General features: G+C 63.5%; 9 protein-coding genes. 1 reads left to right on the top strand and 8 read right to left on the bottom strand.

Annotation, left to right across the window (positions count from 1 at the left end; translation table 11 throughout):
• Nucleotides 1–3 precede the first annotated feature (3 nt).
• Together V3C85_RS15630 and V3C85_RS15635 are read right to left on the bottom strand one after the other, a co-directional pair.
• Nucleotides 4–1,587 carry an ABC transporter substrate-binding protein gene (locus V3C85_RS15630; protein WP_331796238.1) on the bottom strand — a complete coding sequence of 528 codons (1,584 nt, stop codon included), beginning with the start codon at nt 1,585–1,587 and terminating at the stop codon, nt 4–6.
• A gap of 114 nt (nt 1,588–1,701) precedes the next feature.
• Nucleotides 1,702–3,717, bottom strand: a complete 2,016-nt coding sequence (locus V3C85_RS15635; RefSeq protein WP_331796240.1) for a CocE/NonD family hydrolase — start codon at nt 3,715–3,717, stop codon at nt 1,702–1,704.
• Nucleotides 3,718–3,824: 107 nt separating this feature from the next.
• On the opposite strand from V3C85_RS15635, the gene betC reads away from it, so the two are divergent.
• Nucleotides 3,825–5,330 (top strand): choline-sulfatase, encoded by a 1,506-nt coding sequence (betC, locus tag V3C85_RS15640; RefSeq protein WP_331796242.1) that lies wholly within the window; start codon nt 3,825–3,827, stop codon nt 5,328–5,330.
• Nucleotides 5,331–5,370: 40 nt separating this feature from the next.
• Here betC and V3C85_RS15645 read toward each other — a convergent pair whose 3' ends face one another.
• The 6 genes from V3C85_RS15645 to V3C85_RS15670 all read right to left on the bottom strand — a co-directional run bounded on the left by V3C85_RS15645 (nt 5,371) and on the right by V3C85_RS15670 (nt 13,248).
• Complete coding sequence (locus tag V3C85_RS15645) at nt 5,371–6,987, bottom strand: GMC family oxidoreductase (RefSeq protein WP_331796243.1); 1,617 nt, start codon at nt 6,985–6,987, stop codon at nt 5,371–5,373.
• Nucleotides 6,988–7,170: 183 nt separating this feature from the next.
• On the bottom strand, nt 7,171–7,968 hold the full coding sequence (locus V3C85_RS15650) for a carnitinyl-CoA dehydratase (RefSeq protein ID WP_331796244.1): 798 nt from the start codon (nt 7,966–7,968) through the stop codon (nt 7,171–7,173).
• Nucleotides 7,965–9,962 carry an acetate--CoA ligase family protein gene (locus V3C85_RS15655; protein ID WP_331796245.1) on the bottom strand — a complete coding sequence of 666 codons (1,998 nt, stop codon included), beginning with the start codon at nt 9,960–9,962 and terminating at the stop codon, nt 7,965–7,967. Before V3C85_RS15655 ends, V3C85_RS15650 begins: the two co-directional genes overlap by 4 nt.
• A gap of 300 nt (nt 9,963–10,262) precedes the next feature.
• On the bottom strand, nt 10,263–11,426 hold the full coding sequence (locus V3C85_RS15660; RefSeq protein WP_331796246.1) for an acyl-CoA dehydrogenase family protein: 1,164 nt from the start codon (nt 11,424–11,426) through the stop codon (nt 10,263–10,265).
• A complete protein-coding gene (locus V3C85_RS15665; RefSeq protein ID WP_331796247.1) occupies nt 11,426–12,886 on the bottom strand; it encodes a carnitine 3-dehydrogenase in 1,461 nt (486 codons plus the stop codon). The genes V3C85_RS15660 and V3C85_RS15665 overlap by 1 nt, the downstream gene beginning before the upstream one ends.
• 44 nt (nt 12,887–12,930) lie before the next feature.
• Nucleotides 12,931–13,248 carry a hypothetical protein gene (locus V3C85_RS15670; RefSeq protein WP_331796248.1) on the bottom strand — a complete coding sequence of 106 codons (318 nt, stop codon included), beginning with the start codon at nt 13,246–13,248 and terminating at the stop codon, nt 12,931–12,933.
• Nucleotides 13,249–13,261: the final 13 nt, after the last annotated feature.

The raw sequence follows: 13,261 nt of genomic DNA on the forward strand, positions 1-13,261 counted from the left end.
CCCTTATGCCAACCAGCAGCGCGACAGCGCCTTGCCGTTCATCAGCTCGCCATTCGGGTCGGCTTCCCAGCCCGCCACGTCATCGCGCACGCCATCAACGAAATCGTTGAACATCGGCAGGATCAGCCCGCCTTCGTCGCGCACGATATGGGCCATTTCCGAATACATCGCCTTGCGCTTTGGCGCATCCAGTTCCGCGCGGGCCGCGATCAGCAGTTCGTCAAACTTGGCGTTCTTGAACTTGGTGTCGTTCCATTCCGCCGTTGACAGATAAGCGGTGGAATACATCTGATCCTGCACCGGACGCCCGCCCCAATAGCTGGCGCAGAACGGCTGAACGTTCCAGACATTCGACCAATAGCCGTCATCCGGCTCGCGCTGGATTTCCAGCGGGATACCGGCAGCCTGTGCGGTTTGCTGGAACAGCTGTGCCGCCTCGACTGCGCCGGGGAAGGCACCTTGGGCGGTGCGCAGAATGATGGGCGAGCCATCATGACCCGATTTCTTGTAGTATTCAGCCGCTGCCGCCGCATCATATTCACGCTGCGGGATGGTGTCGTCAAACAGCGGATAGGCCGAGTTGATCGGGAAGTCATTGCCGACCGACCCCAGACCGCCAAGGATCTTTTCGACCATTTCGCCGCGGTTGATCGCCAGTTTCAGCGCCATCCGCAGATCGGCATTGTCGAACGGGGCCTTGTCGACATGCATGATAAAGACGTAATGCCCGCGGCCCGGCACGTTCTTGATCTGCACCCCCGGCACGCGCGCGATCAACTGGGCAATCTTGGGATCAACCCGGTTCATCATATGCACCTGGCCCGATTGCAGCGCGGCTGCGCGGGCGGTGCCATCGTTGATGACCAGAATTTCCACCTGGTCGGCATGGCCGGTTTCGGTATCCCAGTAATTGGCGAATTTCTCAAAGCCGTGACGCACGCCCGGCTCGTTCACCACCACCTTGTAGGGGCCTGCGCCCACGCCTTCGGTTGGATTGTCCACGCCCCCATTCGGCTGAATGATCAGGTGGTAATCGGCCATCAGGAACGGCAGGTCGGCATTGCCCGCAGCCAGTTTCAGCGTGACCATATCGCCATCGGCCGACATGTCGGTGATGCCCTGCACAATGCCCAAGGCCCCCGATTGCGACTTTTCATCGGTGTGGCGCTTCAGCGTGGCGATCACATCCTCGGCCGTCACAGTCTTGCCGTTGTGGAATTCAACGCCTTGGCGCATCTTGAATTTCCACTCGGTCGCATCGGCATTGGCGCTGACTTCTTCGGCCAAGCGATACTGAATTTCGCCCGTGGCCCCCACATCGACCAGCATTTCTCCCCAGGTCATGTTGATGGCAAAGGGCACTTCTGATGCGGCCAGCGCCGGATCAAGCGAATTGGTGGATTCGCCGCCCTGCATCCCTGCCCGCAAGAGGCCGCCCTTTTTGGCCTGCGCCTGAGCAGCCTTGCCATACAGCGCCGAGGCCAGCCCGGCCGACAGGCCAAGCGCCGTGGTGCCGCCCACAAATTCGCGGCGGTTCATCTTGCCAGCTTTGGCCGCAGCCACAAAGCGGTCGAGTTGTTCAGACATAGATCGTCTCCCTGTTGTCGTTCTTGGTGTTTTTGTTGATTACGCAATCAATAACCCGCATCGCAGGCAGCGGGCAAACCTTTTTCTGTCGAGCGGCCGAATTGGGGGCCGCGTTCAGACCCATAGGCGCGGCACCTCCTCGTGAAATACACGGTCAAAAACCTCGGTGCCATTTTCCCAGGCGGTCAAGCGCGCCTCATGCACCAAATGGGTGGCCGTGGCCGTCATCCGGGCCGAAACGACGGTGCGCACCGACCAGTCCCCGCGCGACAACCGCTGTTCCCAATCATGGATGGCAACGGCGCTTTGCGGATCATCGGGGGCGATCTCCCAACGCTCTGACATCGTTTCCCCGGTGCACAGGCCATGGGTCAGGTTTTCCTGGTCACCCAGATCATCGTGCACCATCAGAGCCCGGCGGCCCGTGATCAGATCCTGTTCAACCCAGCGTCGGCTTTGGCCCGCGCGGATCACCCGATGCCGCCATTCGGGCGCGGCCTCGGGCGCAGGCGGCTGCCAGCCGGGGCTGTCGCCCTGATGCACGGGCAGCAACAGATGCCCCCCTGTCACTGTCAGCACCGCCGCTTCGGGCGAGGGCCAGAGGAACGGCCAATAGCTGGTGGACAAGGCCAGCCGCAAGTGATGCCCCGCTGCCAGCCGATAGGCCATCTGGTCCAGGGTCAGGGCCACATCGACCACCTGCCCCGGCACCATCTGCGCCGGCGTGCTGCGGCTGGTGCGGTGGCACAGGTTCAGCATCCCATGGGCGATGCGCACCGAGGAGCCGTCGGGGGCCACATCGCACAGCCGCGCCACCACAAAGGCCAGGGGCTTGTCCGAGGCCAGCCGCAGATGCAGGCGCGCGGCCCCCAGCAGATCAAGCGGGGTCTTCTGCACCTTACCGTCGAAACACAACGACAGGGCATCATCTGCCGCCTGATCCCCCGGCATTTCGGCATTCAGACCCATCGGAAAATACTCACCCGCCGCCAGCCCCAGATGCTGGGGGCTGGCGATCGTAAGCGCAAAATCCGGACCATGTTCCGGCCGCAACTGCCCTTGGGGGCCAGACGCCCCCATGGCCGCCCCCAGATGCAGGGGCGTGACCGTTACCCGGTTGCTGGGCCACTCGGTCTCGGCCACCCAATGCCCCGGCCTGTCTTTGGCGCAGGCATCGGGCGGGGCGGAATGCATCATCCAGACCCGATAGGCCGGGTCTGCATCGGCACCGTTGTCGATGCCTTTCAGCCAGCGGTCCCACCAGCGGATGGCCACCTGCAAAAAGCCGATCGCAGGCCCCGGCACCGCCGTATGCGGGTATTGATGCACCCAAGGCCCCACAATCCCCTTGGCCCCCACATTGCGCACCAAGGCATCGACCGTGTTCATATAGCCATCGGCCCAACCGCCAAACGACAGCACCGGCACCTGCACACGCGCATAATCCTGGCAGATCGACCCATGTTGCCAATAGGCATCGCGCGCCTGATGCCCGGCCCAGCGGGGGGCCAGAAAACGCAGATTTTCCAGCCGCCGCAGCCAGTCTTCGCGCCAGTCGAGCCGCAGGGCGGGATCGGCGGGGCGGCTGGAATATGACAGCATCACCGCCCCCCAGCCGAAATTCTCGCCCATCAGGCAACCGCCCTTGAAATGGATGTCATCGGCAAAGCGGTCTGTGGTGGAACAGACCGACAGCACGGCCCTTAGCGCCGGGGGCTGAAGAAACGCGGTTTGCAGGCAGTTAAAGCCCCCCCAGCTTTTGCCCATCATCCCCACATGACCCGTGCACCAGTCCTGCGCCGCGATCCATGCGATCACGTCACAGGCGTCTTGCAATTCCTGCGGGGTGTATTCGTCCTCCATCAACCCTTGGCTATCGCCATTGCCGCGCATATCGACACGCAGACAGGCATAACCGTGCCCCGCGACATAGGGGTGCATCCGTTCATCCCGCGGCAGGGTGCCGTCGCGCTTGCGATAGGGGATATATTCCAGCACCGCCGGAACCGGCCGCACGGCAGCATCCTCGGGCATCCAGACACGGGCCGACAAACGGGTGCCATCGGGCATCACGATGGCCATATCCTCAAATTCAACCAGATTTCTTTCGAATTCCGTAACCACTTTCATGCGAAGGCTCCGGCATGCCGTATCTGGACGGGCGCTGTCGTTTGGGGGAAAGACGCGGTCGGGGCGACGGCGCAGCCTCGCGCCACGCACAGCAGGAGACAAGACCGATGACCGACCGCCCGAATATTCTGATCATCATGGTGGACCAGTTGAACGGAACGTTGTTTCCCGATGGCCCTGCCGAATTCCTGCATGCGCCCAACCTGCGGCGGCTGGCCGACCATTCGCTGCGCTTTCAGAACTGCTATACCGGGTCGCCGCTGTGTGCGCCGGCGCGGGCCTCGTTCATGTCGGGGCAATTGCCGCGCCGCACACGCGTGTATGACAATGCCGCCGAATTCGCATCCGACATTCCCACCTATGCCCACCACCTGCGCCGTGCAGGCTATCTGACGGCGCTGTCGGGCAAGATGCATTTCGTCGGCCCCGACCAGATGCATGGGTTCGAAGAACGCCTGACCACCGACATCTACCCCGCCGATTTCGGCTGGACGCCCGATTACCGCAAACCCGGCGAGCGGATTGACTGGTGGTATCACAACCTTGGGTCGGTCACCGGCGCGGGCGTGGCCGAGATCACCAACCAGTTGGAATATGACGATGACGTGGCCTTTCAGGCGGTGCAGAAACTGTATGATCTGTCGCGGGGGGCAGATCAGCGCCCGTGGTGCCTGACGGTCAGCTTTACCCACCCGCATGACCCCTATGTTGCGCGGCGCAAATACTGGGATCTGTATGACGGCGCGCCCGAAGTGGAACCGCCCGCCGCCATCGCCTATGCGGATCAGGATCCGCATTCCCAACGGCTGATGGATGCCTGCGACTGGCGCAACTTTGACATCACCGATGACCATATCCGCCGCGCACGGCAGGGCTATTTCGCCAATATCTCTTACATCGACGACAAGGTCGGCGAGATTTTCGCGGTGTTGGAGGCGACGCGGCAAGAGGCCGTCGTGATCTTTGTGTCGGACCATGGCGATATGTTGGGCGAGCGCGGTTTGTGGTTCAAGATGAATTTCTTTGAAGGCTCGGCCCGCGTGCCGCTGATGATCTCGGCCCCCGGCTATGACCCGGCGCTGATCACCGATCCGGTGTCGACCATTGATGTCACCCCCACGCTGGCGGCCCTTGCGGGTGTCGATCTGGGCGAGGTTGCGCCCTGGACCGATGGCGTCAACATCCTGCCCCTTGCCGCTGGCGGCAAGCGCCCGATGGTGGCGATGGAATATGCCGCCGAGGGCACGATCACGCCGATGGTGGGCCTGCGCGAAGGGGCGTGGAAATACATTCGTTGCCCTGCCGACCCCGAATTGTTGTTCGATCTGGCCTCTGATCCGGGCGAGAGCCGGAACATGGTGGGCGACCCCCGCGCTGCTGAAATTCTGGCCTATTTCCGCAAAGCCGCCGATGCCCGTTGGGATTTGCCCGCCTTTGATGCCGAGGTTCGGCAAAGTCAGGCACGGCGGTGGGTGGTCTATGAGGCACTGCGCAACGGCGCCTATTTCCCCTGGGATTATCAACCCCTGCGCGCCGCGTCGGAACGCTATATGCGCAACCACATGGATCTGAATGTGCTGGAGGAGTCGAAACGCTTTCCGCGTGGCGAATAACGGGGGCCTGCCCCCCGCCAATGGCCATGGGGGGATCGGCCTATCTGGCATCTTCCAGCACAAGGGCCGCCCCCTTCCACCCCATCAAAATCGCCGGGGCATTGGTGTTTCCGGCGATCAGATTGGGGAAACTTGACGCATCAATCACCCGCAGCCCATCGACCCCACGCACCCGGCAACGATGGTCCAAAACACTGGTCGCCGGGTCTGCCCCCATCCGCGCGGTGCAAGAGGGGTGATAGACCGTGCCCGAGCGTTTGCGAAAATCGTCGATCAGGGCCTCGTCCGTCGTGACCTCTGGCCCCGGCCGCAATTCTTCGATGATCAGCCGCTTCATCGCCGGTTGCGCCGCCAGATGGCGCAGGAACTTTACGGCGGCCAGCATCTCGGTCACGTCGTGATCGGTGGAAAAAGCATTGGCCGTGATCACCGGATGGGCCATCGGATCGGGGCTGCCCAGCCGGATATGGCCCCGGCTGGTCGGGCGGCAGTTCGACAGGCCCAAGGACAGGCCAGACCACGGATCGGGGTTCAGGATCGGCCGCTCGCCGTCACGCGGGATCAGCGTTGAAAACGCCTGCATGTAAAGTTGCATGTTCGGGCGTGGCAGATCGGGCGAGGTGCGGAAAAACCCGCCGCCATGGTTGATCGACTTGGCCAGCGGGCCAGTGCCGCCAAGGAAATACTTCATCCCCGCCAGCGCCTTGCCCCACCACGGGCGCAACTCGTCATTATAGGTCGGCACGTTCATCGACCATGTGTAGTTGATCCCCTGGTGGTCGTTCAGGTGATCACCGACATTGGGGTTATCGACCAGCACCGGCAGGCCCAGCGATTGCAACAAGGCCCCCGGCCCGATGCCAGACAGTTGCAGCACCTGCGGCGAGTTGATCGCGCCGCCCGACAAGATCACCTCGGCCTTGGCGCGCAGCGTCTTGATCTGGCCGCCCTGCCGGTATTCGACGCCAACAGCGCGCCCCTGTTCGATCAGCACCCGCGTCACATGGGCATGGGTCACCACCCGCAGGTTCGCCCGCCCCATCGCCGGGCGCAGAAAGGCGCGCGCAGTGGAATTGCGGCGCGCGCCCTTGATCGTCATCTGATAGATGCCGGCGCCTTCCTGCTCGGCCCCGTTGAAATCGGGGTTATGCGCCAGACCGGCCTGACCGCAGGCGGCAATGTAATCCTTGACCAGCGGATGCAGCCCGCGGCGGTTGGCCGAAATGAACAAGGGCCCGCCCTGCCCGCGATAGGCGTCGGCCCCGGCCTCGTTATCCTCGATGGCGCGATAGGCATCGCAGCATTCCTGCCATCCCCAACCGGGGGCTTCGCGCCCCCAATCTTCGTAATCGGCGCGGTGCCCCCTGATCCAGACCATCGCATTGATCGAAGACGATCCGCCCAGCAGTTTGCCCCGCGGCCAGTGGTCACTCGCCCCGGCAAGGCCCGCATCCGGTTCGGTCTTGTAAAGCCAGTTCAGGCTGGGGTCGAAGAACAGTTTGCCATAGCCAAGGGGCAGATGCACATAGAACCGCCGGTCACTGCCGCCGGCCTCAAGCAGCACCACCTTGTGTTTGCCCGACTCGCTTAGCCGGTTGGCCAGCACACAGCCCGCACTGCCCGCCCCCACAATGATGAAATCGGCATCTTGCGTCATGTCGTGCCCCTGCCCCCGTGGCTGCCAGATCGCGGCAGGTTAGGCGCAAACGCCGGCCAAAACCTTGGCCCTTTGCGACAGTAAATGTCGGGAACACGCGCCACTTACGCTACAACCTGCTTGCCTGTGCAGACGACGGCAGGACGCGTGCGCGCTTGGATGGCGGCATCTGGGGTGTCCATCTCAGCACCCTTTCCAGACGGGATCGCGCTTTTCGGCAAAGGCACGCGCGCCTTCCAGCTGGTCTTCGCTGGAATACAGCCGATCAACCGTTGCAAACTGGCGCTTTGTGATGCGGTTCAACCCATCCTGAAAGCGCAGGGCCTCGGCCTCACGCACCACTTCCTTGATCGCCGCATAAACCAGCGGCGGCCCACTTTCCAAAAGCCGCGCCAATTCCCATGCCTTGGGCAGCAGATCCTGCGATGTGGTGATCTCTTTCAAGATGCCCCAGCGCAGCGCCTCGTCTGCGTCAAACCAACGCCCGGTCAGCAAGAGATCCATCGCGACATGATAGGGAATGCGCTTGGGCAGTTTCAGGCTGGCCGCATCGGCCACGGTGCCTGACCGGATTTCGGGCAGGGCAAAGGTGGCATTGGCGGATGCCAAGATCAAATCGCAAGACAGCGCCAGTTCCAGCCCGCCGCCACAGCAGATGCCATTGACGGCACAGATCACCGGTTTGTTCAGATTGGGCAGTTCCTGCAAACCGCCAAAACCGCCCACGCCATAGTCGCCATCCACCGCATCGCCCGCGGCGGCGGCTTTCAAATCCCATCCGGGGCAAAAGAACTTGTCGCCCTCGGCACGCAAGATCGCCACACGCAGGCTGTCGTCATCGCGAAAATCACGAAAGACAAGGCCCATGATCCGGCTGGTGGCCAGATCGATCGCATTGGCCTTGGGGCGATCCAGCGTGACCTCCAGCACCGCGCCTTCGCGCCGTGTCAGGATCGGTCCTTCGGTGCGCATCTGCATCATTCTGTCGCCTCCCAGATCACCGCATCGGCGGCAACGGCCCCTTGGGCCCGCACCATCAGCGGATTGATTTCAATTTCCTCCAGCCGGTCGTCTGCCACCATCATGGCTTGCAGCGCCATCACCGCCTGCACAACCGCACCGGTATCGGCCCGCACCCGGCCCCGATAGCCATCCAGCAAAGGCCAAAGCCGCAAGCGACGCAAGGCCGCGCTGACCTCTTCGGCCACCACAGGCAGGGCAAGGGTGACCGTATCGGCCAAAAGCTCGGCCTCGACCCCGCCAAAGCCAAGCGTCAGCGTGGCTCCGTAAACAGGGTCACGCCGCAGGCCCAGCAACAGTTCAGCCACGGTGCCCGTCACCATTTCTTCTGCCAGATAGCCTTGCGCGCCTGCCATCTCGTCCTGCCCCTGCAGCGAGGTCAGGCTCAGGCGCACGGCCCCCACCTCGGACTTATGGGCAAAGCCCAGACCCTTGAGCGCCAACTTGCCCGTCAAGCCCAAGGCCAGCGGCACAAGTTCGGCAAGGCAGGGGGCCGTGACGCCCCGCGGCACCGCGACCCCGGCCAAGGCCAGCCGCGCCTTGGCAGCGGCCTCGTCCAACAGATGCGTCTGCCGGGGCGGCAGGGCCGCCCAAGGCCGCCAGCCCACCCGGCCCGGCGGCGTTTGCGCCGCGCGCAAGGCCGGCAAGGCCGCAGCCAGCCCCATCAAGGGGCAAAGGCCACGGGTCATCATGGCAACGGCCAGGTCTTCGTCAAAATTCTCGGGTAGCGAGGCCACGGGAAAGGCGGGCTTGCCCGTGGCGGCCTGCGCCGCCTCGATCGCCGCAAGGGCCGGTTGAAAACTGGCCGGGTCGCAGCGATCAGGGCGCGGCGGGTCGATGATGAAGATCCCCGCATCAAAGGCCGACAGCATCGTCGAAAAGACATCGGTGGTGCGCGGCCCGTCGCCCCAGATAAAGGTGTGGTAATCCAGCGGGTTGGCGATGGTGACAATGGGGCCCAGAAGATCCGACAACCGCGCCTTGGTCGCCTCGGGCACCGGGTCAAAGCCCAAACCGGCAGGCGCCGCCATATCGGCCACCAACCCCGCCTCGCCACCCGAACAAGACAGCGAACAGACCCGCGTTCCAATCGCAGGGCCATGAACGTGAAAGATCTTCAGGGTTTCGATCAGCGCATCCAGCGTGGCCACCTCGGCCACGCCACAGGCCGCCAGAAAGGCGCTGCTGGCGGCCCCACCCCCCGCGAGTGAGGCGGTGTGCGATGCCGCGGCCACGCGCGAAAGCTCGGTCTTGCCGGATTTGACGCAGACAACCCCCTTGCCCGCCGCGCGCGCCGCCTGCGCCACAGCCGCAAAGGCCGGGGCGTCGTCAATGCCTTCGATATACATGCCAAGGGCGGTGACGCGATCATCCGCCAACAGGGCAGCGGCCAGATCGGCCAGCCCCACCTGCGCTGCATTGCCCAGACAGGCAACATAGGCCACCGGCAGGCCCCGCGCCTGCATCGTCAGATTGATGACGATGTTGGACGATTGCGACAGCAGCGCAACCCCGCGCTCAACCCGCCGCCCCCCATGCTGATCGGGCCACAGCAAGGCCCCATCCAGATAGTTGATCACGCCATAGCAATTCGGCCCCAGAACGGGCATATCGCCTGCCGCTGCCACCAGTTGTGCCTGCAGGTCCGCCTCGCCCGCCTCTTGCCAACCGCTGGCAAAGCAGATCGCGCCACCCGCACCTATGCCGGCCAGGTCGCGCACCACCTTAACCGTGGCAAAACGGTTGACGCCGACGAAAGTGGCATCGGGCGGGGCAGGCAGATCGGCCAGCGAGGCAAAGGCAGGCAGCCCCCCCACCACATCCCGCTTGGGGTGAACGGGCCAGATCGGGCCGGTGAACCCCATTTTCTGACATTGCTCGATCACGTTCTCGGCCCAGCCTGCGCCCAGAACGGCAATCGACTGCGGGCGCAGCAGGCGCGACAGGTCAGGCATGTGGCAGCCCCCAACCTGAGGCGACCAGACCAGCCAAGCACAGCGCTGCAGCCAACGGCCGGGGGCTGTCTGCCCCGGACCCCCGAGGATATTTTTGAACAGATGAAGATCAGGGCGGTGACGCCCTGCCCCCAAAAAAAGAGGCAGGGACGCTTCACCTGTTACCGTCATCGGGGTCCCCCCCTGTTCGGCAGGGTCAGATTGGCAGGCCATGGTTAACATTTGGTTGACTTCATCTGTTCATAAATATCCCGGGGGAAGCGCGGAACGCGCGTGGGGGCAGCGCCCCCAGACGCGGTGTCAGCCCCCGACGGCACGCAGCAATTCGCGGCTGATGATATGCCGCTGGATTTCCGAGGTGCCTTCCCAAATCCGCTCAACCCGCGCATCGCGCCAGATCCGCTCAAGTGGCAGTTCTTCCATCAGGCCCATACCGCCGTGAATCTGGATCGCCTCGTCCGCGATCATGGCAAGGGCTTCGCTGGCTTTCAGCTTGGCCATCGACATATCGGCCTCGGTCACCGTGCCTTGGTCGAATTTCCACGCGGCCTCCCATGTCAGCAACTCGGCCGCCTTCAACTCCATCGCCATATCGGCCAGTTTGAAGCTGACGCCCTGATATTTGCCGATGGCCTGACCAAATTGCTTGCGTTCCGCGGCATAAGACAGGGCATGACCAAGGGCACGTTCAGCGCGGCCAAGACAGGTGCTGGCGACCTGCAGGCGCGTGGCCCCCAGCCAGGTGTTGGCGACGTCAAAGCCTTTGTGCACCTCGCCCAGCACGTTTTCGGCCGGAACGCGGCAATCGTCGAATTCCAGCACGGCATTGGTATAGCCGCGATGCGAGACGTTGCGATACCCGTCGCGCACGCTATAGCCCTTGGTGCCCTTGTCGACGAAAAAGGCGGTGATCTTTTTCTTTGGCCCTTTCGGCGTCATCTCTTCGCCGGTTGCCATGAACGCGATGGTAAAGCCCGCCAGATCGGCATGGCTGATGAAATGCTTGGTGCCGTTCAGCACCCAGTCACTGCCGTCTTGCCGGGCACTGGCCTTCATCCCGCGCAGGTCTGACCCGGCACCGGGTTCGGTCATTGCCAGACAATCCCATGTCTCGCCCCGGATGCAGGGCATCAGATAGCGGTCGCGCTGCTCGGCCGTGCCGGCCAAAAGGATGTTCGACGGGCGGGCTACGCAGGTCCAGTGCAGGGCATAATTCGCCTTGCCCAGTTCTTTTTCATACAGCAGCCACGACAGCGTATCGAGCCCCGCCCCCCCCACTTCGGCGGGCATGTTCGCGGCGTAAAGCCCGGCAGCCATGGCCTTTTGCTGGATCTCGCGGATCAATTCCAGCGGCAGATGCCCGGTGCGTTCGACCTGCGCTTCATGCGGAAACAACTCGGCCTCGACAAAGGCGCGGGTGGTTTCAACGATCATGCGTTGTTCATCCGTCATGCCAAACTGCATCACGCGCCCCTTTGTCCGACGTGGCGGCCGGCAGCGGCGGGTTTGGGCAGGCTGGCATGGGCCTTGGCAATCGGCAGCAGCCGGTCAAGGATGGCGGCCGGGGCCGCGCAGGTTTTGCCGGCCTGCATATCCACATGCAGCAGCATCTGTTCAAGGGTCGCCACGGGGGTTTCCCCCTTGAGGATGCGGATGAAGATGTGCAGGCGCTTTTCATCGGCATGCAGCACCTGCACCGTGCCGGTCAGGGCATCGCCCAGTTTGGCCTCTCCCAGATGCATGATATGCGTCTCGGCGGTGTAATAGCTGAACCCCGTGCCGACATAGGCGATGTCGGCCCCGATATGGCGCAAGAACGCATCCGAGGTTTCCGAGGCCGCAAAGAGATAGCGGCTTTCGGTCATATGCCCGTTATAGTCGATCCAGCCCGGCAACACCGTCATGCGGGCCATTTCCATCGGGCCGTCGCCCATTGTGGGCTGGGGCATGGCGGCGCGGCGGCGGGCGTCGTGGTCCAGCAGCACCTTGCCCGCGCCCCAGTTGCGTTCCTTCAGCACCCGCAGAAAGCCGATCAGGTTGCGGTCGCGGATCCGCTCCAGCTCGCGGATCGTGTGGTGGCCCGATTGCGCATCAGATTGGCCGGCGATCAGATCGACCAGTTCGTCGGTGAATTCGGGCACATCGGTCAGCTTGGTCCAGGGCCATTGCAGGCAGGGGCCGAACTGGGCCATGAAATGCTTCATCCCCGCTTCGCCGCCCGCGACGCGATAGGTTTCAAACAGGCCCATCTGCCCCCAGCGCAGGCCAAAGCCCATGCGGATCGCCTCGTCGATTTCCTCGGTCGTGGCGATGCCGTCTTTCACCAGCCACAAAGCCTCGCGCCATACCGCCTCGAGAAAGCGGTCGGCGATATGGGCGTCGATCTCTTTGCGCACATGCAGGGGGAACATGCCGATTTCGCGCAAAATCTCTTTGGCAGCGTCGATCACCTTGGCATCTGAACGGGGCGACGGCACCACTTCGGCCAAGGGCAACAGGTAAACCGGGTTGAACGGATGGGCGACGAAGATGGTGCCGGGGTTGGCCGCGCCTTGTTGCAATTCGCTGGGTTTGAAGCCGCTGGTCGATGATCCGATGGGCGTTGTCAGCGGGGCTGCCTGCTGAATTTGCGCCAGAACGCGGTGCTTCAGCTCCAGCCGCTCACCCACGCTTTCCTGAATGTAATCAGCCCCCTGCACCGCCTCGGATACCGAGGAGACAAAGCTGAGCGTGCCTTCGGCAGGCATCGGCCCGTCCGACAGCGCGGGCAGGCTGGCGCGGGCATTGGCCAGCACTTCCCCCACCTTGCGCGGGGCCTCGGGGTCTGGGTCATACACCGCCACATCCCAGCCGTTCAGCAGGAACCGCGCGGCCCAACCGCCCCCGATAACGCCACCCCCAATGATCCCAGCCTTGCGTGTCATCTTGTCTTTCCTGTCTTTTCGTTGCCCGGCCCAAACCCTTGGGCTTAGCGTGATAAAATCGCAGCCAGATAGCCGACCGCCCCAAATCCGATCATCAGGGCCAGTTGCCCCCCTGACAGCGGCGCAAGGGGGCCAGCCCGCATCTGCCACCAGCGAAACCCTGCCCCCACCGCAAATGCCCCCAGCACGATCATCACCAGGATCGCCGTCTGCCCTGACTGCCCCGCGGCCAAGGGGCCACCGTTCCACCAGATCACGGCGCCGCCTGTTGCCATGACAACCAGCACGGCTTGGCGCAGCCTTGCGCGGTCACGGATCATGGCCAATCCGATGACCAGCCCAAGGATGGCCACCTCAATCACAAAGCCCCCCCGC

Origin of the sequence: Pseudotabrizicola sp. L79, assembly GCF_036553525.1 — a bacterium.
Classification (GTDB): domain Bacteria; phylum Pseudomonadota; class Alphaproteobacteria; order Rhodobacterales; family Rhodobacteraceae; genus Pseudotabrizicola.